Source organism: Nocardioides sp. (genome assembly GCF_036503465.1).
Lineage (GTDB): Bacteria > Actinomycetota > Actinomycetes > Propionibacteriales > Nocardioidaceae > Nocardioides.
Window position 1 is genome coordinate 12,066 of the sequence record NZ_DASXWU010000023.1, and the last position, 21,350, is coordinate 33,415.

General features: G+C 72.1%; 23 protein-coding genes. 13 read left to right on the forward strand and 10 right to left on the reverse strand.

The genetic code is table 11. The features are described 5' to 3' along the window. Positions 1 to 85: 85 nt before the first annotated feature. Complete coding sequence (locus tag VGK78_RS03275) at positions 86 to 2,584, forward strand: FAD-dependent oxidoreductase (protein WP_331525896.1); 2,499 nt, start codon at positions 86 to 88, stop codon at positions 2,582 to 2,584. A gap of 49 nt (positions 2,585 to 2,633) precedes the next feature. Here VGK78_RS03275 and VGK78_RS03280 read toward each other — a convergent pair whose 3' ends face one another. From VGK78_RS03280 to VGK78_RS03295, 4 genes are all read right to left on the reverse strand, one after another. Next, complete coding sequence (locus VGK78_RS03280; protein ID WP_331525898.1) at positions 2,634 to 3,542, reverse strand: NADP-dependent oxidoreductase; 909 nt, start codon at positions 3,540 to 3,542, stop codon at positions 2,634 to 2,636. Between the two features lie 19 nt (positions 3,543 to 3,561). Then, entirely contained in the window at positions 3,562 to 4,335 is a 774-nt protein-coding gene (locus VGK78_RS03285) for an SDR family oxidoreductase (protein WP_331525899.1), read from the reverse strand. A gap of 115 nt (positions 4,336 to 4,450) precedes the next feature. Continuing rightward, a complete protein-coding gene (gene dapF / locus VGK78_RS03290; protein ID WP_331525900.1) occupies positions 4,451 to 5,287 on the reverse strand; it encodes a diaminopimelate epimerase in 837 nt (278 codons plus the stop codon). After that, entirely contained in the window at positions 5,284 to 6,765 is a 1,482-nt protein-coding gene (locus tag VGK78_RS03295) for an MFS transporter (protein WP_331525901.1), read from the reverse strand. The genes dapF and VGK78_RS03295 overlap by 4 nt, the downstream gene beginning before the upstream one ends. A gap of 102 nt (positions 6,766 to 6,867) precedes the next feature. On the opposite strand from VGK78_RS03295, the gene VGK78_RS03300 reads away from it, so the two are divergent. After that, positions 6,868 to 7,722, forward strand: coding sequence for a helix-turn-helix transcriptional regulator (locus VGK78_RS03300; protein WP_331525902.1), 855 nt, complete (start codon positions 6,868 to 6,870; stop codon positions 7,720 to 7,722). Positions 7,723 to 7,727: 5 nt separating this feature from the next. Here VGK78_RS03300 and VGK78_RS03305 read toward each other — a convergent pair whose 3' ends face one another. Then, positions 7,728 to 7,946 (reverse strand): hypothetical protein, encoded by a 219-nt coding sequence (locus tag VGK78_RS03305; RefSeq protein ID WP_331525904.1) that lies wholly within the window; start codon positions 7,944 to 7,946, stop codon positions 7,728 to 7,730. Between the two features lie 11 nt (positions 7,947 to 7,957). Beyond that, positions 7,958 to 8,884 (reverse strand): tRNA (adenosine(37)-N6)-dimethylallyltransferase MiaA, encoded by a 927-nt coding sequence (miaA, locus tag VGK78_RS03310; RefSeq protein WP_331525905.1) that lies wholly within the window; start codon positions 8,882 to 8,884, stop codon positions 7,958 to 7,960. Positions 8,885 to 8,928: 44 nt separating this feature from the next. Between miaA and VGK78_RS03315 the strand changes: the two genes are divergently transcribed. The 5 genes from VGK78_RS03315 (at position 8,929) to VGK78_RS03335 (ending at position 10,505) form a co-directional block, all read left to right on the forward strand. Continuing rightward, on the forward strand, positions 8,929 to 9,213 hold the full coding sequence (locus VGK78_RS03315; RefSeq protein WP_331525906.1) for a hypothetical protein: 285 nt from the start codon (positions 8,929 to 8,931) through the stop codon (positions 9,211 to 9,213). Between the two features lie 19 nt (positions 9,214 to 9,232). Beyond that, on the forward strand, positions 9,233 to 9,412 hold the full coding sequence (locus tag VGK78_RS03320; protein WP_331525907.1) for an antitoxin: 180 nt from the start codon (positions 9,233 to 9,235) through the stop codon (positions 9,410 to 9,412). A 9-nt stretch (positions 9,413 to 9,421) separates the two neighbouring features. Continuing rightward, positions 9,422 to 9,877 (forward strand): NUDIX hydrolase, encoded by a 456-nt coding sequence (locus VGK78_RS03325; protein WP_331525908.1) that lies wholly within the window; start codon positions 9,422 to 9,424, stop codon positions 9,875 to 9,877. Between the two features lie 74 nt (positions 9,878 to 9,951). Further along, positions 9,952 to 10,182, forward strand: a complete 231-nt coding sequence (locus VGK78_RS03330) for a hypothetical protein (protein WP_331525909.1) — start codon at positions 9,952 to 9,954, stop codon at positions 10,180 to 10,182. Next, a complete protein-coding gene (locus VGK78_RS03335; RefSeq protein ID WP_331525911.1) occupies positions 10,179 to 10,505 on the forward strand; it encodes a hypothetical protein in 327 nt (108 codons plus the stop codon). Before VGK78_RS03330 ends, VGK78_RS03335 begins: the two co-directional genes overlap by 4 nt. Before the next feature lie 34 nt (positions 10,506 to 10,539). On the opposite strand, the gene miaB is transcribed toward VGK78_RS03335, so the two are convergent. Further along, positions 10,540 to 11,973 (reverse strand): tRNA (N6-isopentenyl adenosine(37)-C2)-methylthiotransferase MiaB, encoded by a 1,434-nt coding sequence (gene miaB / locus VGK78_RS03340; RefSeq protein WP_331525912.1) that lies wholly within the window; start codon positions 11,971 to 11,973, stop codon positions 10,540 to 10,542. 129 nt (positions 11,974 to 12,102) lie between these two features. Then, the gene (locus VGK78_RS03345) at positions 12,103 to 12,564 is read right to left on the reverse strand and encodes a hotdog fold domain-containing protein (RefSeq protein ID WP_331525913.1); all 462 of its coding nucleotides are present in this window, start codon (positions 12,562 to 12,564) and stop codon (positions 12,103 to 12,105) included. 76 nt (positions 12,565 to 12,640) lie between these two features. On the opposite strand from VGK78_RS03345, the gene VGK78_RS03350 reads away from it, so the two are divergent. Further along, the gene (locus tag VGK78_RS03350; protein WP_331525914.1) at positions 12,641 to 13,684 is read left to right on the forward strand and encodes an SIS domain-containing protein; all 1,044 of its coding nucleotides are present in this window, start codon (positions 12,641 to 12,643) and stop codon (positions 13,682 to 13,684) included. Between the two features lie 62 nt (positions 13,685 to 13,746). Here the strand turns inward: VGK78_RS03350 and VGK78_RS03355 are convergent, their stop codons facing one another. Further along, positions 13,747 to 15,651 carry a beta-N-acetylhexosaminidase gene (locus VGK78_RS03355; RefSeq protein WP_331525916.1) on the reverse strand — a complete coding sequence of 635 codons (1,905 nt, stop codon included), beginning with the start codon at positions 15,649 to 15,651 and terminating at the stop codon, positions 13,747 to 13,749. Between the two features lie 140 nt (positions 15,652 to 15,791). Between VGK78_RS03355 and VGK78_RS03360 the strand changes: the two genes are divergently transcribed. Genes VGK78_RS03360 through VGK78_RS03370 form a run of 3 tightly spaced genes read left to right on the forward strand, consistent with a single transcriptional unit; the run spans position 15,792 to position 18,474 of the window. Then, the gene (locus VGK78_RS03360; RefSeq protein WP_331525917.1) at positions 15,792 to 16,700 is read left to right on the forward strand and encodes a sugar isomerase; all 909 of its coding nucleotides are present in this window, start codon (positions 15,792 to 15,794) and stop codon (positions 16,698 to 16,700) included. Beyond that, a complete protein-coding gene (locus tag VGK78_RS03365) occupies positions 16,697 to 17,623 on the forward strand; it encodes a hexose kinase (protein ID WP_331525918.1) in 927 nt (308 codons plus the stop codon). The genes VGK78_RS03360 and VGK78_RS03365 overlap by 4 nt, the downstream gene beginning before the upstream one ends. Further along, positions 17,620 to 18,474 (forward strand): class II fructose-bisphosphate aldolase, encoded by an 855-nt coding sequence (locus tag VGK78_RS03370; protein WP_331525919.1) that lies wholly within the window; start codon positions 17,620 to 17,622, stop codon positions 18,472 to 18,474. The genes VGK78_RS03365 and VGK78_RS03370 overlap by 4 nt, the downstream gene beginning before the upstream one ends. Before the next feature lie 8 nt (positions 18,475 to 18,482). On the opposite strand, the gene VGK78_RS03375 is transcribed toward VGK78_RS03370, so the two are convergent. Beyond that, positions 18,483 to 19,460: an N-acetylglucosamine kinase gene (locus VGK78_RS03375; RefSeq protein WP_331525921.1), complete on the reverse strand. Its 978-nt coding sequence runs from the start codon at positions 19,458 to 19,460 to the stop codon at positions 18,483 to 18,485. A gap of 93 nt (positions 19,461 to 19,553) precedes the next feature. Here VGK78_RS03375 and VGK78_RS03380 point away from each other — a divergent pair, with 93 nt between their 5' ends. Both VGK78_RS03380 and VGK78_RS03385 read left to right on the forward strand, forming a co-directional pair. Beyond that, the gene (locus VGK78_RS03380) at positions 19,554 to 20,513 is read left to right on the forward strand and encodes a MurR/RpiR family transcriptional regulator (protein ID WP_331525923.1); all 960 of its coding nucleotides are present in this window, start codon (positions 19,554 to 19,556) and stop codon (positions 20,511 to 20,513) included. Between the two features lie 11 nt (positions 20,514 to 20,524). Further along, entirely contained in the window at positions 20,525 to 21,280 is a 756-nt protein-coding gene (locus tag VGK78_RS03385; protein ID WP_331525926.1) for an SIS domain-containing protein, read from the forward strand. Positions 21,281 to 21,350: the final 70 nt, after the last annotated feature.

Below are 21,350 nucleotides of genomic sequence, written 5' to 3' on the forward strand. Positions count from 1 at the left end.
CCGTCCTGCGGGCGCCCAGGGTGGGGGTAACAGGGCGCTACAAGCGACGGCGGCGCCCGGACAGGCACCCCGGTAGGTTGTGCCGGTGACCCAGACTTCCGCGTCATCTGCAGTGCCCGACCGGGCCCGGGTCGTCGTCATCGGGGGCGGCGTGATCGGGTGCTCGGTCGCCTACCACCTCGCCCACGAGGGCTGGACCGACGTCGTCGTGCTGGAACGCGACCGGTTGACGAGTGGTACGACGTGGCACGCCGCCGGGCTCATGACCTGCTTCGGGTCGACGTCCGAGACCAGCACCGGCATCCGGCTCTACTCCCGCGACCTGTACGCCCGACTCGAGGCGGAGACCGGGGTCTCGACCGGGTTCAAGCCGGTGGGGATGATCGAGGCGGCGGCGGACGCCGACCGGCTGCACGAGTACCGCCGGGTCGCGGCCTTCCAACGCCACCTCGGGCTCGAGGTCGAGGAGATCGGGCCGCGGGAGATGAAGGACCTCTTCCCCTGGGCCGAGACCGACGACCTGCTCGCCGGCTTCCACGTCCCCGGCGACGGACGGGTCAACCCGGTCGACCTCACCCAGGCGCTCGCCCGCGGCGCGAAGAACCTCGGCGTCCGGGTCGTCGAGGGCGTCCGCGTCGAGGACGTGCTCGTCGACCACGGCGAGGTGCGCGGAGTCGTGGTCGGTGGTTTAGAAACAGGCGCCGGGGCGCCTTCCTCAACCACCGGATCTGCCGGCCAGACGATCGAGTGCGAGTACGTCGTGAACTGCACCGGCATGTGGGCCCGCGAGCTCGGGGAGAAGAGCGGCGTGGTGATCCCCAACCAGGCGGCCGAGCACTACTACCTGATCACCGACACCATCGACGGCATCGACCCCGACGCACCGATCTTCGAGGACCCCGCGTCGTACGGCTACTACCGCGAAGAGGGCGGCGGGATGATGGTCGGCCTCTTCGAGCCGCACGCCGCGGCCTGGTCGGTCGACGGCATCCCGCGCAGCGCGAGCTTCACCACGCTCAAGCCCGACTGGGACCGGATGGGCCCGTTCCTCGAGAAGGCGATGGCGCGCGTGCCGGTCACGCTCGAGGTCGGGGTGCGGACCTTCTTCTGCGGCCCCGAGTCGTTCACGCCCGACCTGATGCCGGCAGTCGGTGAGGCGCCGGGCATCAAGAACTACTTCGTGGCCGCCGGCATGAACTCCGTCGGCGTGCTCTCCGCCGGCGGCCTCGGCCGGGTCATGGCGCACTGGATCATCGCCGGCCTGCCGGACGTCGACGTCACCGCCTGGGACGTCGCGCGGTTCCGCACCGACCAGCTCGAGCCGGCGTACCGGCGCGAGCGCACCACCGAGATCCTCGGCACCGTGTACGCCGCCCACACGCCGGGCAAGCAGCTGCGCACCATGCGCGACCGGCTCCTCTCCCCCGTGCACGACCGGCTTGTCGCCAAGGGCGGCTACCTGCGCGAGGTCTCCGGCTGGGAGGGCGCCGACTGGTTCGCCGGCCCGGGCCGGACGCCGAGCGCCGAGGCGACCTGGGGCCGGGCGCCGTGGTTCGAGCAGTGGGAGGCCGAGCACCGTACCGTCCGCGAGGGCGTCGGGCTGATGGACATGTCGTTCATGGCGAAGTTCTCCGTCACCGGCCCGGAGGCCGGCGCGATGCTCGACCACCTGTCGGCCGGCCACGTGAACGGCGACCCCGGCTGGATCACCTACACCCAGTGGCTCAACGACGACGGTCGGATCGAGGCGGACCTGACCGTCTCGAAGCTCGCCGACGACCGTTTCTGGGTCGTCGCCTCCGACACGGCGCACGGGCACGTCGCCGGGATGCTCGGCCGCGCGGCGCGAGGTCGCGACGTACGCGTCGAGGACGCCACCACGGCCTACGCCCAGCTCAACCTGCAGGGCCCGCTCTCCCGCGACGTCCTCGCGAAGCTGACCGACGCCGACCTCACCAGCGACGCCTGGCCGTTCCGCGGCGTGCGCGAGGTCGACGTCGCCGGCGTCCCGGTCACCTGCGCCCGCATCACCTACCTCGGCGAGCTCGGCTACGAGCTGTACGTCGCGGCCGACCGCGCGCTCGACCTGTACGACGCGCTGGCCGCCGGCGAGGGCGTGCAGCCGGTCGGGCTCAAGGCGCTGGCGTCGTTGCGGATGGAGAAGGCCTACCGCGACTACGGCCACGACATCGACAACACCGACTGCCCGCTCGACGTGGGCCTCGGCTTCGCGGTCGCGTGGGACACCGACTTCCGCGGTAAGGCCATGCTGGAGAAGCGCCGCACCGACTTCCCCTCGACCCAGCGCCTGGTCCAGATCAAGCTGGTCGACCCGGAGCCGCTGCTGTACCACGCCGAGCCGGTGCTCCGCGACGGCGAGGTGGTCGGCTACGTCCGCGCCGCTTCGTACGGCTGGACCCTGGGCGCCTCCGTCGGGCTCGCCTTCGTGAACGCCGACGAGAAGGTCACCAAGGACTGGCTCATCGCCGGCCGGTGGGAGGTCGACATCGCCGGTGAGCGGTACGCCGCGGAGGTCTCGCTCCGCCCGCTCTACGACCCGACGTCCGCCCGCGTCCGGATCTGACCCGCGGGACGTCATACGGACTGGCTCGTCCGTATGACGTTACGAAGGGTCAGAGGGTGACGACCAGCTTGCCGCCCACGCGGCCGGCCTCGAGCCGGCGGTGGGCGTCGGCGACGCGCTCGAGCGGGTAGGTGTCGGTGACGTGCGGGCGTACGCCGGCGCTGATCGCGGAGGCGAGCTGGTAGAGCCGGTCGCGGCCGGGACGCATCAGGACGCCGTGCAGGTCGATGTTGCGGTCGATCGCAAGCTCGAGGTCGCCCGAGAGGTCGACGATGGTGGCGGCGTGGCCACCGACGCGGACGTAGGGCAGCGACGGCTCGAGCTGGCCCCCGACCAGGTCGACGACGGCGTCCAGCTCGTTGCCGAGCTTGTCGACCGCGGCCTGGGCGGGTGACGGCTCGGAGCGGTCGAGCCAGAGGTCGACCCCGAGCTCCTCGAGGCGACGGCGGTCGTCATGACGAGCGGCAGCCGCGACCCGCAGGCCCCTGCGGTGCGCCATCTGCACGAGCAGGTGCCCGACCCCGCCCGCGGCCCCGTGGACCAGCAGCCAGGACCCGGCCGCGAGCGGCATCCGCTGGAGCACCTGCTGCGCCGTACACCCGGCCATCGGCAGCGCCGCCGCGACGATCGGGTCCAGCTCGGGCGGTCGCGGCGCGAGGTACTCCCGAGGTACGGCGATCCGCTCGACGAGGGCGCCGTACTGCACCCCCTGCACCGGGAGCAGCCCCCAGATCGGCTCACCTGTCTCGACGACACGGCCGGCGAACTCGTAGCCCAGGATGTACGGCGGAACGAGGCCCGCCCAGGACGGGTCGGTCCGGTTGCCGATGTCGACCGGGTTCACCCCGACCGCCTCGACCTCCACCAGCACGCTGTCCGGGCCGGGGACGGGTTCGGCGAGGTCGGCGAGCGTCAGCACCTCGGGGCCGCCGGGGCGCTCGACGAGGACGCCCCTCACAGCACGATCTCCGGGCGAGTCACTTGGGAGGCATCCGGATGCCGCCGTCGACCCGCACGACGGCACCGTTCATGTAGGAGTTCCGCAGGCACTCGAGCACCATCGACGCGAGCTCGTCCGGCGTACCGAGCCGCTTCGGGAACAGCACCGACTCCCCCAGCCGCGCCTTGAACTCCTCGGCCTTCTCGCCCTCGCCGTAGATCGGGGTGTCGATCAGTCCGGGCGCGACGGTGTTGAGGCGGACCCCGATCGCCGAGAGGTCTCGCGCGACCGGCAGCGTCATCCCGACGATGCCGCCCTTGGAGGAGGAGTACGCCGCCTGCCCGATCTGGCCGTCGAACGCCGCGACGCTCGCCAGGTTGACGATCGCGCCGCGCTCGCCGGACTCCAGCGGGTCGAGCCGCGACATGGCCGTGCCGGCGATCCGGGTCATGTCGAAGGTGCCGATCAGGTTGATCGCGATCACCTTCTTGTACACGTCCAGGTCGTGCGCGGAGTCGTAGGTGCCGTCGCGGCCGACGGTGCGCGAGGCGGGACCGATGCCAGCGGAGTTCACCAGGATCCGCAGCTCGCCGAGCTCGGAGGCCTGGTCGACGGCCGCCACGATGTCGTCGGTGCTCGTGACGTCGACGTGCGCGAACGCCCCGCCGATCTCCTCCGCGAGCGCCTTCCCCTTGTCGTCCTGGACGTCGGCGACCACCACGGTCGCGCCCGCCGCGGCCAGCTGTCGGGCGACGGCGGCCCCGATGCCCGACGCGGCCCCGGTGACGATGGCGGAACCTCGGATCTCCATGCGACTGACCCTAGCGAGGGCCAGTGTCAGCCTTGCGAGCAAGCCCGCTGCGGCGTTCGCTGCGGTTGCCGGCCCCGCTTCCGCCGGTCCGGCAGTCCTCGCTCAGCACACGACCTCACAGGTCGGTCTGCCCGCGGGCGACGAGAACGGCCGGCCCGGTCAGGAAGACGTGGCCGGCGGCGTCGCGGGAAACCTGCAGGGTCCCGCCGGGTACGTCGACGCGCCAGCGCCCGGGCCCCGGCGGCGCGGTGGCGACCGCTGCCGCGCACGCGCCGGTGCCGCAGGACCGGGTCTCGCCCGAGCCGCGCTCGTGCACGCGCATCGCCACGTGGTCGGGCCCACGGCGTACGACGAACTCCACGTTGACGCCGTCGGGATACACGCGCACGTCGTACGCCGGCTCCTCGAGCAGCGGGCCGGCCTCGGCCAGGTCGTCGACCATCACGACCGCGTGCGGGTTGCCCAGGTCGACATGGACGGCGGGCCACGAGCGATCTCCCACCGACACCTTCGTCTCGCCGAGGATCGTGGCGACGCCCAGGTCGGCGCTGAAGAGCTCGCCGTCGCGGGTCACCGTCTTGACGCCGGAGCGGGTCCCGATCCGCACCGGCTCGTCCGCGGGCACCAGCCCCTCGTCGTACAGGTGCAGCGCGAAGACCCGGATCCCGTTGCCGCACATCTCGGCGATCCCGCCGTCGGCGTTGCGGTAGTCCATGAACCACTCCGGGAGGTCCTCGTCCTCACGGTGGTTTCGAGACGCTCGCACATCTCGCTCCTCAACCACCGCGGTCCGGATGACGCGGAGCACGCCGTCGGCGCCGAGGCCGGCACGGCGGTCGCACAGGGCGCGGACCCGATCGGCCGGCAGCTCGCCGTGCACCGATCCGTCGCGGTCGGGCAGCAGCACGAAGTCGTTCTCGGTGCCGTGGCCCTTCAGGAACGGGTAGCTCACGCGGCCATTGTCGCAGCCGCCTCCTCCTCCGAGCGCTCTGCGGCGCGCGGCCGGAGCCGCCCCGCCACCAGTGCCGTGACCAGCACCAGGACGACGGACGCGGCCAGGACGACCTCGACGGGCATGGCGCTCCCGGTGGCTCCACCCAGCTCGAGGAACACGGTGCCGACCAAGGCGGAGCCCAGGCCGAGCGCCATCTGCATGGTGGTGATCAGGACGCCGCCACCCATGCCGGCGTGGTGGGCAGGCACGCCACCGAGGACCGTGCCGAACAGCGGCACCACGAGCATGCCCTGGCCGGCGCCGAGGACCAGCATCGGCACTGCCAGCTGCCAGGAGGAGAAGCCCGGCCAGGTCACCAGCAGCACCAGCGCCAGGGCGGCAAGCGCGACGGCAGCGATCAGCGCGCCACGCTGCATCATCCGCACCGGGTCACGCTGCGCCGCCCGGCTGCCCAGCAGCGAGGCCCCGAGGAAGGAGACCGCGAACGGCGTCAGCGTCCAGCCAATGCCGAGCGGATCCATGCCGGCGGCCACCTCGGCGACCAGCGCGAAGACGAACATGAAACCGCCGAAGACCGTGAAGAAGATCGCGGTCACGGCGAGCCCGGTGACCATCGCCCGGGTGCGGACGAGGCTCGGCGGGACGAGCGCGTCACGGCCGCGGCCCTCCATCCGCCACTCCCAGGCCGCGAAGGCCCCCAGCACCGGCACGCAGGCGGCGAGCATCAGCCAGGTCCACCAAGGCCATCCGGCGGCGCGTCCCTCGGTGAGCGGGAGGATGACGAGGACGACCGCGACCGCGAGCAGCGCCGTACCGATGGCGTCCACCCGCTGGGGGCGCTCGGCGCGCGACTCCGGCACCCACCGCTGGGCGACCAGGGCGGTCAGCACGAGCGGTACGTCGAGCCAGAACGCCGCGCGCCAGCCCAGGCCGCCGGGGTCGGCCGACACCAATGCGCCGCCCACGATGAAGGCGACGCACGTCGCGAGGCCCGCCATGGCGCCGAACCACGCCATGGCCCGGGCTCGGCTCGCACCCTCGGTCCGGGCCTGGATCGTCGCGAGCACCTGCGGGGCCACGAGCGAGGCGCCCAGACCCTGAGCGATCCGGCCGGCCACCAGGAGCCCGGCGGACGGGGCCACCGCGCACCACACGGAAGCCGCGCCGAACCACACGAGACCGAGCCGGAGCACCCGACGCCGACCGAAGTTGTCGCCCAGACGGCCACCGAGCACGACGCTGCTCGCATACGCGACCCCGAAGCCGGCGACGACCAGCTCCAGCACGCTCTGGCTCGCGTGCAGCTCGGACTCCAGCGACCCGAGGGCGACGGTCACGACGAAGAAGTTCAGCACCTGGAGGGCGTAGGAGATCAGGACGGCGACGAGGCCGAGCCCGCCGAGGTCGGGCGCCGCCGCCGGGTCGCTCCGCTGCCCGCGACCCGTGCTCGTCCCGGTGATCAGAGCAGTAGTCATGGTTCGACTGTCGCGCTGTCGGAGGGGGGTATCCAGAGTGCGGTTATCCAGGTACCAGCCGACCCTGGCTAACGGTGTCCGTGTCGTCCTACCGTGGACGTCGTGACCCATGCCGACCACGAACGCCGGGCCGAGCTCGGGTCGTTCCTGCGGGCGCGGCGCGAGCGCATCTCCCCCGAGGCCGTCGGGCTCCCCGGCGGGGGGCGGCGTCGTACGCCGGGACTGCGCCGCGAGGAGGTCGCCCAGATCGCCGGTGTCGGGGTCACCTGGTACACCTGGCTCGAGCAGGCTCGGGACATCAACGTGTCGGCACCCGTGCTCGACGCCATCTCGCGGGCGCTGCGGCTCGACCAGCGCGAGCGCGCGCACCTGTTCACGTTGAGTGCGACGGTCGATCTGGAGGCGGAGTCCCGGCGTTGCGCCGCGCTGGCGCCCGGCTACCAGCGGTTCCTCGACCAGCTCGACCCCTATCCGGCCGTGGCCCTGTCCTGGCGTTACGACATCCTCGCCTACAACGCGGCGTACCGGTTCCTGCGCTGCGACCTCGAGCAGATCGCCCCGGAGGAGCGGAACTTCCTGTGGTTGTTCTTCACCCACCCGGCGTACCGCGACTTCGTCGAGGACCGTGACAACGGCGCCCGGCACGCGGTCGCGAGGTTCCGCACCCACCTGGCCAGCCACCTCGGCGACCCGCTGGGGCAGGAGCTCGTGGGGCGGCTGCTGTCCGCCTCGCCGTTCTTCGCCGAGATCTGGTCACAGCACGACGTGGCTCCCGAGGACCCGGGATACAAGGTCTTCCCGACCCCGATCGGCCGCCTCCGGGTGCAGCCGCAGCGCCTGCTGCACTCCGAGGGCGACGGCTGGACCATGGTCTACACCCCGGCGGACGACCGCACGGCCGCGTTGATGCCGAGACTCCTCGACCGGGCCGGCCCGGCGTCTGCCGCGAGCGCCTGAGCCCGTCAGGCTCGACGCCGGAGCAGCCGCACCCACCAGCGACGCCTGGGTGGCGGCGTTGGAGCGGTGGACCTGCGAGCGTCGGCCTCCGCGAGGTGGCCCAGCCCGACCACGATCCCGTCGCGGTCGTCGGCCCGCACCGGCGCCTCGATCCCGCCGTCCTGGCCGAGCTTGATCGCCTCGACGTTCTTCCAGAGACTCGACCCGAACCCCTCGTCGGCCATGGCGGCTCCCCTCATCGAGCAGCAGTATCGACCGCCGCGACCGCCCGGTCGAGGCGATCCGGAGCATCCCACGGGATCCAGACGACGCGCGGGTCCTTGCGGAACCAGCTGTCCTGCCGCCTCGAGAAGCGTCGGGTCGCGGTCGTCGTGGCCTCGACCGCCCGCTCGAGGCTCGTCTCGCCGGAGAGGTACGCCGTCACCTCGCGGTAGCCGATCGCGGTGCGGGCGGTGCGGCCGTCCGCGAGCCCGGCGTCGAGGAGGCGTCGTACCTCGTCGACGAAGCCGGCGTCGAACATCTCCTGCACCCGCTGCTCGATCCGCGGGTCGAGGGTGGGCCGGTCGATGTCGACGCCGATCTGGATGCTGCGCGGGTCGGCGTACTCGTGCTCGGGCAGCGTGGCGCTGAAGGGCCGGCCGGTGATCCGGACGACCTCGAGCGCCCGGACGATCCGGCGACCGTTGTCCGGGAGGATCTGGGCGGCCGCGTCGGGATCCGCCTCGGCCAGCCGCCGGTGGAGGGCGGCCGCCCCGACCCGGGCGAGCTCGGCCTCGAGCTCACGGCGTACGCCTGCATCCGTGCCCGGGAACTCGAAGCGGTCCAGCACGGCCCGCGTGTAGAGGGCCGAGCCACCCACCAGGACCGGCGTCCGGCCCCGGCCGCGGATCTCGGCGACCGCGGCGCGCGCCCAGCCCTGGAACTCTGCGACCGTCAGCGGCTCGGTGACGTCGAGCAGGTCGAGCAGGTGGTGGGGCACGCCGCGACGCTCTGCCACCGGAAGCTTCGCGGTGCCGATGTCCATGCCGCGGTAGACCTGCATCGCGTCGGTGTTGACGATCTCGCCGTGGATCCGTTCGGCGAGGTCGAGGGAGAGCCCGGACTTGCCCGCTGCGGTCGCTCCGACCACCGCCACGATCGGGCGCGGGTCCTCGCTCGACATGCGGGTCAGTCTGACAGTCACGACCGGGGGCCTACTGTGGTGGCATGGCGGGGCTCCGCGAGCACGATGTCGACGAGGACCACGGTCCCGACGATCCCCCCGATGACCCGGCCCCGCCGTACTGGTTCCCCGGCACGCGGATGCCCGACGAGGCCCGCCGGATCGGGCTCACCCCCCACGTGCCGGACGGCGCGCTGCTCGACTTCGCCACCAAGCTGGACTCGAGCCGGCCGTCCCACCGTGCCATCGCGTGGGTGCTGCTGGTCGTCTTCTGCTTCCCGGTGCTGACCTACGTCGTGCGGCTGGTGGAGCTCCTTCGGGTGCACTGAGAGCGGCTAACCTCCGGCTATGGGTTTCCTCGACGACGCCAAGAAGTTCCTCGACGAGCACGACGACCGGGTGGACCAGGCCATCGAGAAGGCGGGAGACCTGATCGACGAGAAGACCGGGGACAAGTACGCCGACAAGGTCGACAAGGTGCAGGACATCGCCGAGGAGAAGACCGGCGACGGCGACACCGCTCGCTGAGCTCGCTGAGTGAGCGACCGCTTCCGCGTCGTCCCCGCGGCGTACATCTTCCTTCTGCGCGCGGGTGCGAGCAGCGACGAGGTGCTGCTGCAGCTGCGCCAGAACACCGGCTACATGGACGGCCACTGGGCCGCCGCCGCGGCCGGTCACGTGGAGCGCGGCGAGACGGCGTACGACGCCGCCCGGCGCGAGGCGCGTGAGGAGATCGGCGTCGAGCTCGGCGACCTGACCTTCGTGACCTCGATGCAGCGCACCCAGCACGCCGAGCCGATCGACGAGCGCATCGACTTCTTCTTCAGCTGCCGGTCGTGGACCGGCGCCCCGCGCATCGTGGAGCCGGCGAAGTGCGCGGCGCTCGACTGGTTCCCGCTCGACGGGCTGCCCGATCCGGTGGTCCCTCACGAACGCTTCGTTCTCGACCGGCTGGGTACGGGAGTGGAGAGCTACACCACGTTCGGCTTCTGAAGGGACGCGCCTCTCTCAGCGACGGGAGAGCGCGCAGAAGGCACGTGAGGGAGAGATGGGGAATGGTGACCGACTTGGGCGAGCAGCCCGCTCCGGAGATCGAACCCGCCGAGCCACCGCCCGGCGGGGTGGACGCGGTCGAGGAGCGCGAGTTCGAGGAACAACCGCTGGTGCCGGACCTCTCTCGGGTCGGCAACGAGCAGTCGAAGGAAGCGATCCCGGACGCCGTGACGGAACCGAACGATACCGACACGCGCGCGACGCGTGAGGGCGACGGCGATCACGAGCAGGAGGAGCCGGCGTGAGCGACGAGCCTGCCCCGGGCACCGGGAACGAGCAGCCGACCGAGCTCCGCGACTCCAGCCCCAACGCGTCAGGACCCGACCGCGCGGCTGGTGGGATGGGTGTGAGCAGCGAGCGGGTCGGCCCGACCGGTGGTGGCGGCGAAGGCACCGACGGCGAGAAGGACACCACGGCCGCCGACCACCGCGACCAGTCCGGCGACGTGGTCGGAGCGGACGCCGAGTTCGACCAGGAGCCCGAGGAGAACCCCGAGGGCATCGACCCGAAGGCCGGCTACCCCTCCCACGATCCACGCAGCAAAGACCTTCCGTACAAGGACGCGTGACCCGGCGGGGTTGCGGCTGTGTCGGATTACCCGGCTAGCCGGGTGATCCGACGGTCGGCATCCCGAGGCCCACGGCGCTGCTCGGCGCCGCGGTCCGCGCCTCCCAGGCGTCGCCGGAGCGGGTACGACGGTGGGTCAGGACCGGTCCGTCGGCGACCAGGTGGTGAGGGGCCGCATAGGTGACCTCGACCTCCACCAGGTCGCCCGGGCGGATCGCGCCGGCGGCGGCGAAGTGGACGAGGCGGTTGTCGCGGGCACGGCCGGTCATCCGCCGGGTGGCGGCGTCCTTGCGGCCCTCGCCCTCGGCGACCAGCAGCTCGACGCGCCGCCCGACGAGCTTCCGGTTCTCCGCCCAGGCGATCTCGTCGACCAGCTCGACCAGCCGGCCGTACCGCTCCCGCACGACCTCCTGCGGCACCTGGTCGGGCATGGTGGCGGCGGGCGTGCCGGGGCGGATGGAGTACTGGAAGGTGAACGCCGCCGCGAATCGGGCCTCTCGCACGACCTCCAGTGTCTGCGCGAAGTCCTCCTCGGTCTCACCGGGGAAGCCGACGATGATGTCGGTCGACAGCGCGGCGTCGGGCATCGCGGCGCGGACCCGCTCGATGATGCCGAGGTACTTCTCGCGACGGTAGGAACGCCGCATCGCGCGGAGCACCCGGTCGGACCCCGACTGCAGCGGCATGTGCAGCTGGTGCATGACGTTCGGGGTCTCGGCCATCGCCGCGATCACGTCGTCTCGGAACTCCGCCGGGTGCGGGCTGGTGAACCGCACCCGCTCCAGCCCGTCGACGTCGCCGCAGGCACGCAACAGCGAGGAGAACGCCTGCCGGTCGCCGAACTCCACGCCGTACGCGTTCACGTTCTGCCCCAGCAGCGTGACCTCGCTGACGCCCTCGGCGACCAGCGCACGCACCTCGGCCAGGATGTCGCCGGGCCGGCGGTCCTTCTCCTTGCCGCGCAGGCTCGGGACGATGCAGAACGTGCAGGTGTTGTTGCACCCGACGCTGACGCTCACCCACGCGGCGTACGCCGACTCGCGGCGGGTCGGCAGGGTGGACGGGAACACCTCGAGCGACTCGAGGATCTCGACCTGCGCCTCCTGCTGCACGCGGGCGCGCTCGAGCAGGACAGGCAGCGACCCGATGTTGTGGGTGCCGAAGACGACGTCGACCCACGGCGCCTTCTTCGTGATCGTGGCGCGGTCCTTCTGGGCCAGGCATCCGCCGACCGCGATCTGCATCCCGGGCCGCTTCGCCTTGACCGGCGCGAGATGGCCGAGGTTGCCGTACAGCTTGTTGTCGGCGTTCTCCCGGACGGCGCAGGTGTTGAAGACGACGACATCGGCGGACTCACCGTCGGAGGCGGCTATGTATCCGGCCTCCTCCAGTAGACCGGTGAGCCGCTCGGAGTCGTGCACGTTCATCTGGCACCCGTAGGTGCGGACCTCGTACGTGCGCGCGCTCATGACAGTCGCCCAGCGTACGGTCCTCGCGGAGGATCACCGGAATTGAGTGGGGGACCCGGCGGGGGCTTCAGAACCAACTGGCCCACAGACGACGCAGGACGGACCCGATCTGCGTCGTCTGTAGGCCAGTTAGTTCTTGGTCGTCACCCACAGCAGGATCACCCCCTCGACCACGACAGTCCCGTCGGCCAGCTCGCCGCGCACGCGCACGGGGACATCGGGATCCTCGTCGGTCCAGGTCTCGGGAGACGTCTCGGCGATGCAGGTGACGTCGCCGGCGGCCTTCGCGGTGTAAGAGACCTCCATCCCCTGCGGGATCCACCGCCGCCCCTTCGGAATGCTCGCCTCCGCCAGGGCGCCCATCGCCGCCTCGAGCCCGTTGCAGAGCGCGATGGCGTGCACCGTGCCGAGGTGGTTGCGCACTCGTCGGCGGTCACGGATCACCAGCTCCGTGTGGTGGGGCTCGATCACGGTGAATCGCGGCCGGACGGAGCCGAAGTACGGCGCCCGGAACGCGAAGGCCCGCGAGAACAGGCGGTCGCCGGCGGGGAGCCGCCGGACCGTGTGCCAGAGGCTGAGGACATCGGTCATCGACGCATATTACCAGCGAGTAATATGCGATCTCGCGCCGGGCAGCGGACCGCCCCCGGATTGGTATCGTCCGCACGTGACCGACACCTGGATGCGACGCGAGATCGCCGAGCAGGGCGAGGCGGTGGCGGCCACGCTCGAGGAGGTACGCCGTCAGGCCGAGCGGGTGCGGGCGGCGATGTCGGGACGCAAGCGGATCCTGTTCGTGGCCCGCGGGTCGTCCGACAACGCCGCGATCTACGGCCGCTACCTGGTCGAGACCCAGCTGGGTGTGCCCACCTCGCTGGCGGCCGCGAGCATCGCCACGCACTACCGGGCACGGCTCGACCTGTCCGACACCCTCGTCGTCAGCGTCTCGCAGTCCGGGCGCACCGAGGAGATCGTCGAGGTCCAACGCTGGGCCACCTCGCTGGGCGCGGCCACGGTCGCCGTCAGCAACGACGCGGAGAGCCCGCTGGCGACCGAGGCCGACGTACCCCTGACCACGCAGGCCGGCACCGAACGAGCCGTGCCGGCGACCAAGTCCTACACGTCCCAGCTCGCTGCCCTCGCGGGACTGGCGGCGAGCCTCGACGGCGCGGAGGGCCTGTGGCCGCTGCTCGACCGGGCGGCGGCGGAGGTGTCACGGCTCGAGGAGGCCGAGGACGGTGTCGCCGCCGCGGTCGACGTGCTCGCCGGCTCGGAGGAGATGCTGGTCACCGGACGCGGGCTGGTCTTCGGGACCGCGCTGGAGCTCGCCCTGAAGCTCGAGGAGACCTGCCTGCGGCCGGTGCGCGGCCTGTCGTACGCCGACCTGCGGCACGGACCGATCGCCGTGGTCGGTCACGGCCTGACCGCTGTGGTGGTGGCGGCCGAGGACGGACCGCTGGTGACCCCGATCGCCGAGCTGGCCCAGGATCTGGCCGGACGAGGCGCCCAGGTCCTCGCGATCGGCGGCGACGAGAGCCTGGCGGCGGCGTCGGCGTACCACGTGCGCGGCCCGGACCTCCCCGAGCCCGTCGCCCCGATCGGCCTGATCGTGCCGGCTCAGCTGATCGTCGAGTCCCTGGCCCGCAGGCTGGGTCTCGATCCCGACTCCCCGCGCGGCCTCTCGAAGGTGACCACCACCGATCCCACCTGACCGGATAGTCCCCGACGTTCTGGTCGGGTTACCGGTCAGTAACCCGACCATTTCGTCAGGGACTATCCGGTCGGAGGGATCCGGACCACGGCATCGGGCAGCCCCGGTGCGCTCACCGTGACGGTCACGTCGAGGACGCCGGGACTCGTGTACCGGCGGCTGCCCGAGATCGTGTAGGGGCTGTTGACGCTGGTGGGCGTGGCCGGGGTCCCGTCGACCGTCCCGGGGCTGGTCGACCCGTCCCCCCAGTCGATCGAGACCGTGATCGAGGCGACCGGAACTCCGGGTGCCGACAGGAACGCCACTGTCCCGTCGACCTCTCCGTGCACAGCGCGTACGTCGGGCGACGCGGCCAGGTCGAGCCGCCAGGGGACCTGGGGAGTGGGATGGAAGTTGGTCCCGGCCAGCGTCAGCCGCGTCCCCTGCGCGGCCAGCCGAGGCAGGAAGCCGGCGTAGTCCCGCGCCGACTCGGGGGTCCAGCCGACCTCGGACAGCGCGATCAGCCGCGGGAAGACCAGGTACTGGATCTCGCTGAGATCCCGCACGGTCTCGCTCCACAACGCGCCCTCGACACCGATCACGTCCTGGTCCGTCACGCCGGTGACGTAGCCGCCGGGGTCCCAGTCGTAGAAGTCGTCGACGTCACAGCCGAGTTCGCACGCCCAGCTCAGCCCGAGGCCCGGGGGCACGTCGCCGTCGGGGCCGGCGACGTACTTCAGGTCGAGATAGGTGTGGTTGGCCGGCGCCATCACGATCTTCATGCCCTTGGCGGCCGCCTCGCGCGCGCTCGCCGTGTCCGGATGGTCGCCCGACGCGGGGTTCCAGTACTCCGCCACCGAGCCGGCCGGCGGCTCCGTGCCCGGCCCCGCGAGCTCGGCCCACCCCATCACGGTCTTGCCCTGGGCGGTGACGAGCGGCATCTCGGCGTTGAGGAACGCGGCGTACCGGTCCTGGCTCAGCACCGTCGACGGCACCTCGTCGCCGCCGACGTGGAAGTAGGGGCTGGACGACATCGCCGCGAGCTGGGTGATGATCGCGTCGTAGATGGCGAACGTGTTCTCGCTCTCGGGACACATCGCGCTGTGCCCGACGTCGCCGGTGAAGTTCCACTGCGGCGGGTCGTGGGCGCCGCAGTTGATGTCGTGCGGGTGCCCGTCCAGCAGCTTGTTCGCGCTGTCGTCGTACTCGGACATGATGATCGCGTTGTTGTGGCCGGGAGAGTCGACCTCGGGGACCACGCTCATGAAGTGCGCGGCGGCGTACGCCACGACGTCGCGGTAGTCCTGCTGGGTCCAGAACCCGCCCGGGTCCATCGTCCGGCCGTCGGTGCCGACGGATCCCTGGCCCCCGATGTCGGTGAGCTTCGGGAAGCCGTCGATGACGATCCGGAAGCCCTGGTCGTCGCTGACGTGCAGGTGCAGGGTGTTGAGCTTGTACGCCGACACCTCGTCGATCAGCCGCATCACCGTCCCGGGAGTCTGGAAGTGACGGGCGATGTCGAGCATGAAACCGCGATAGCCGTAGCGCGGGTGGTCGACGACATGGACCGAGGGGATCGTCCACGGACCTCGGACCGTCGTCCGGCTCTCGATCCACGCGGGCAGCAGCTGCCGGATCGTCTGGATGCCGTTGAACAGCCCATGCTCGGTCTCGGCCGCGACGGACAGACCCTCGGGGCCTGCGTCGAGGACGTACCCCTCGGCAGCCTGACCCGGCGTGAGCTCGGAGGTCTCGCCCAGCTCGAGCCGGATGTCACCGCCACCTCCGGGACCCGACACCACCGGCAGCGGAAAGCCGGTCGCCGGGCGCAGGTACGCCGCCAGAGCGGCGGCCACAGCCTGTGATCGCGGCCCAGCAGCGATGTGCGTCTGCCCGGTGAGGGTGAACCCGCCCGGGCCGACGGTCATCGAGACCGGCCTCGGCACCACCAGGGGGGTCGCCGCCGAGGCCGGCGGCGACGAGGACAAGGACACGACGTACCCCAGGACAGTGGCGAGGAGGGAGAGGACCAGACAGAACCGAACTCGGTCTACACGGTGCGCCCCGCGCCGACAAGCGTCTCCGGTACGTTTCGTTCGCGTCAGTTCGAATCCCGAGGAGGACGCCCGTGACCAGCGGCTCCGGGTCCGAGACCACCCACGTGCGTGCGGAGATCGCGCGGCAGCCCGAGGCGTGGACCCGCGCCGCCGACCTGGCTGCCGACGCGGCCGGACTGCTTCCCAGGCCCGGAGAGTCCGTCGCGGTCCTCGGCTGCGGCACCTCGTGGTTCATGGCCGGCGCGTACGCCGCGTCGCGCGAGCAGGCGGGCCAGGGACGGACCGACGCCTTCGCGGCCAGCGCGTTCCCGATCGACCGCGACTACGACCGGGTCGTCGCCATCTCCCGGTCGGGCACCACCACCGAGGTGACCCGGGCGATCGAGGCGACCCGAGCGCCCACCCTCGCCATCACCGCCGTCGCCGGAACGCCCGTCTGTGAGGTCGCCTCGGACGCGTTGGTGCTCGACTTCGCGGACGAAGAATCCGTGGTGCAGACCGTCTACGCCACCACGACGCTGACGCTGCTGCGGGCCTCGCTGGGGATCGCGCCGACGCCCTCGATCGACCAGGCCAGCGAGGTGCTGGCGGGCGACCACCACCTTGCCCCGGCGCTCCTCGAGACCGGGCAGATCTCGTTCCTCGGCTCCGGCTGGGCGTACGGCCTCGCGCAGGAGGCGGCGCTCAAGCTGCGGGAGGCCGCCCAGCTCTGGACCGAGGCCTATCTCCAGATGGAGTACCGCCACGGACCCGTCTCGGTGGCCGAGCCGGGTCGCACGGTCTGGGTCTTCGGGAGGCCCGTGGAAGGCCTCCTCGAGGACATCGGCGTCACCGGTGCCACGCTGGTCGACGACGACCTCGACCCGCTGGCCGACCTGGTGCGCGGTCAGCTGCTCGCCGCGGACCGTGCCGAGATGGTCGGCCTCGACCCCGACCATCCGCGTCACCTGAGCCGCTCGGTGGTGCTGACCGACCCGTGATCGTCTGCGTCTGCCCGAGTCCGGCGGTCGACGTGACCTACCACATCGACCGGATGGTGCCCGGCGCCACGGTTCGGGTCGCCTCCGTGGCGGAACGCCCCGGTGGCAAGTCCGTGAACGTCGCCCGGGTGCTGCACGGACTCGGCGAGCAGGCCCTTCTGGTCGCTCCGGCCGGCGGTTCCACGGGTGAGCAGCTCCGCGAGTCGCTGGCCGAGTCGGACCTGCCGTCCCGTCTGGTGCCGGACCGGGCGCCCACCCGCCGTACCCTCACCGTCGTCGACGCCGACGGCGCCGCGACCTGCTTCACCGAGCCCGCCACCATCGAGTGCTGGCCCGAGCTCCAGGACGCCGTCGCCGTCTCCATGGGCGACGCGCGTGCCGTGGTCGTCAGCGGCAGCCTCCCGACAGGAGTGCCTCGGGAGGGGCTGGCCACGCTGGTCCGGCGGGTGAGGGAGCGGCAGCTGCCGATCATCGTCGACACCCACGGCCCCGCCCTGCTCGAGGCTCTGGAGGCCGGATGTGACCTGGTGAAGCCGAACGCCGACGAGCTGGCGCAGGTGACCGGCACCGCCGACCCGACCCCGGCCGCGCGCCGGCTGGCCGACCGATACGGCACCGCGGTCGTCGCGTCGCTGGGCAGCGCCGGCGTCGTGGCGGCACTGCCGCACGGCACCTGGGCGGCGTACCCAGGAGCCGAGGTGATCGGCAACCCGACCGGCGCCGGCGACGCCCTCGTGGCCGGTCTCGCGCGGGGACTCGCCCGCGACCGCACCGCCCTCGAGCACCCCGAGCGGCTGCTGCGCGACGCGGTCGCGCTGGCGACGGCGGCGGTGCGGGCGCCCACCGCCGGAGACATCGATCCGGCTCACTACGCCGACGAGCTCACCCGGGTCGGCATCAGAGCCCTGGACGGTGTCGGATGAGCCTGACGACGACCGGCGACCTGGTCGCTGCTGCCTCGGCCCGAGGCGCGGCTGTCGCGGCCGTGAACGTGATCACGCTCGAGCACGCCGAGGCGATCGTGGCCGCCGCCGTCGAGAGCGGCCGGTCGCTGGTGCTCCAGCTGAGCGAGAACGCCCTCGCCTACCACGGCGGTCCCCACGCCATCACCGGCGCCGTGCACGCGCTGGCCGAAGCCGCGCCGGTGGCGCTCGCGCTCCACCTGGACCACCTCATGGATCCCGACCTGGTGACGGCAGCCGTCAGCGGGCCACTGCGGCCTCTGGTGGGTTCGCTGATGTACGACGCGGGTGCGCTCCCGTACGCCGAGAACGTCGCCCGGACCCGCGAGGTGGCGACCGCGGCCCACGCCCAGGGGCTGTGGGTCGAGGCGGAGCTCGGCTTCGTCGGCGGCAAGGCGGATGCCCCGCGGAGCGCGCATGAGCACGGCGTACGCACCGATCCGGCGGAGGCCGAGAAGTTCGTGGCGGCCACGGGGGTCGACGCACTCGCCGTCGCGGTGGGCTCGTCGCACGCGATGACCGAGCGGACCGCGCGCCTCGACCACCACCTGATCGCACAGATCGCCGACCGGGTCCCTGTCCCGCTGGTGCTCCACGGATCGTCCGGGGTCCCCGACGAGGACCTGCGCCGGGCCGTGACCGCCGGCGTCCGGAAGGTCAACGTCGGCACCGCGCTGAACGTCGCGCTGACGACGTCGTTGCGGGCCACGCTGGAGGCCGACCCGTCGGTGACCGACCCGCGGCGCTATCTCGCACCCGCCCGGACCGCGATGCGCGACGCCGTTCTCCACCTCCTCGACCTGATGGGCTGAGCTCGGGCTCAGCGCACCGCGGTGAGTGAGGCCGTCAGCTGCTGGAACACGGCCGCGTCGACGAGCGTGCCGGCGTGGCGGACAGCGAGGACGCAGGCGCCGACGGCGCCGTCGGCCACCGCACGGACCTCCTCCGCACGACACGCTGCGGCGAGCCGGTCGGCGACCTGGGGGCTGCGTCCCAGGATCCCGCCGCCGAGCACGACCGGACCGGAGACGCCGGGAGATCTGACGGCGGCGAGGGAACGCGCGAGCGCGGCGGCCGCGTCGTCGAGGATGAGCTCGGCGGCGCCGTCCCCGTCCGCCTCGAACGCCAGCCCGGCGTAGTCGGCGAGCCGGACCGGCGGTCCGGCGTACAGGGCTCGAACCGCCGCCCTGATCGGCTCCCGATCGCCGGGCTCCGACGGCGCGGGCACGCCGAGCCGGTCGAGCATCAGCGGCGTGAGCGCCGTCGACGGGCCACGGCCGTCGAGGTCGGCCAGGGCCGCGCGTACGACGCGTCGTCCGATCCAGAAGCCGGAACCCTCGTCACCCAGCAGCCAGCCGAGCCCGTCCGCGACTGCGACCTGACGCCCGTCCTCCACGCGGATCGCGCCGGCTCCGGTACCCGCGATGACGGCGTAGCCCTCCGGTCGATGGGTGCCCGAGAAGTACGTCGCCAGCAGGTCGGACTCGAAGACGAGCGGCGCGTCGAGCCCGATCCCCGCGAGCCGGCTGCTGATCTCGGGTGCGACATCGGTGCTGCCCGCGCCCGCCATCGCGAGCACGACCATCCGGATCCGCGTGCCCGGCACCTCCGCCGTGCTCAGCGCCCCGATGACGCTCTCCGCGACGGACGCGGCGGCGGCCTGCGGCCCGACGGCGATCGGGTTGCCGCTGCCCGCGACGGCGTAGCCGAGGCACTGGCCGGGAAGACGGACGACCACGGCGCGGGTGCTGGTGCCGCCCGCGTCGACGGCGACCACGGCGATGGGCTGCTCAGGCATCGTTACCTATTCGTGACATTCAGGTGATTGTGACCGCGACCACAACGTGTAAATAGTTTTCTCTACGAGCGGCTTCGCTGAGAAGGATTTTCAATGACGGCTCCGGAAGGGCCCGCGGCCCGTGCGCTGGAAGGCTACGGCGCCAGCAGCAGGATCCGTGCTGCCCTCCCCCAGATGCCCGAGGGCATGGCCAAGATCGGCACCCTCCTGCTCGAGGACCCCTCCCTCCCCCTGAGGCTGTCGATCACCGAGCTCGCCGAGCGCGCCGGCACCTCGCCGGCGACGGTCACCAGGTTCTGCCGCGCGATCGGCTACACCGGCTACCTGGCCCTGCGGGTGGGCGCGGCCGCCGAGCAGGGCCGGTCGAGCGCCCACGAGACGTGGGACTCCGACATCGGGCGCGCCTTCCACCCCGGCGACACCGCGACCCAGGTCATGCGCACCCTGGTCAACGCCCACACCGTGGCGCTCACGTCCACCTCGGAGCGTCTCGACCCCGCGCTGGTCGGCCGGGTAGCCGACGCCGTCGCCCAGAGCACGCACGTCGACATCTACGGCATCGGCGGCAGCGCCGGCATGGCGGTCGAGCTGCAGGCCCGGCTGTACCGGATCGGGATCAACGCCCACGCGTGGAGCGAGGTGCACGTCGGCCTGACCAGCGCCTCGCTCCTGGGAGAGTCGAGCGTCGCGATCGCCTTCTCCAACACCGGCCGCACCGAGGAGACCATCGAGATGCTGGCCCTGGCGAAATCGTCGGGTGCGTTCGCGGTGGCGGTGACCAGCGACCCGGCCTCGCCGATGGCGCAGGTCGCCGACGCCCACCTGACCAGCCACGCACCGGGCGAGTACCTCCAGCCCGACGACCTGTCGGCCAAGCACGCCCAGCTCTTCGTGATCGACCTGCTCTACCTCCTCGCGGCCCAACGGGACTTCTCACGTACGACGAGCCTGCTGGCGGCTTCCGCAGCGGCCGTCGCACCCCATCGCCGTCCGTTCCGCACGGCGACCCGGCCTCGGACGGCCGCCTCGTCGAAAGGAACCGCCACAGCATGACTTCCACCCCGATGAGCGCACTTCTCGCCGACTTCTCCACCGAGGTCCGCCGTCGGCTCGACGACCTCGACCAGGAGGTCCGTGCCGGTGGCCTCGACCCGGCCATCGACCTGATCGTGTCCTCGTTGCAGCACGGGGGCGTCCTCCAGGCCTTCGGCACCGGTCACTCCCAGGCGTTCGCCATGGAGGTCGCGGGCCGCGCCGGCGGCCTGATCCCGACGCACGCCATCGCGTTGCGCGACGTCGTCCTGCGCGGCGACCGGGACGTGTCGGAGCTCCGCGGCGCCACCCTCGAGCGCGACGAGTCGGTCGTCGACGAGCTCTACGGGCTGTACTCCTTCGACCCGGCCGACGTCTTCCTGATCGCGTCGAACTCCGGCGTCAACGGATCCATCGTCGGCCTCGCCCTGCGCGCCAAGGCCGACGGCCACCCCGTGATCGCGGTGACCAGCCTGGAGCACACGAACGCGGTCACCCCCAAGCACAGCAGCGGCAAGCGGCTCTCGGAGATCGCCGACATCGTGATCGACAACCGGGCGCCGTTCGGCGACACCACGATCGGCCTCGGCGAAGGGCTGTCCGCCGGTGCGGTCTCCTCGATCACCGCCGCGTACATCGCCCAGCTCCTCACCCTCGGCGCTGCCCAGCGAATCCGGGACGCGGGTGAGGTCCCGCCGCTCTACATCTCGGCGAACATCCCAGGAGGTGACACCCACAACGACGCCCTCAAGGCGCGGTACGGCGATCGCATCGCCGGCCTGGCCTGACCTCGACGACGGCAGGCCGCACCCGGACACCCGCACGACCCCGCACCACCTCGCACGACGCAGCACGACC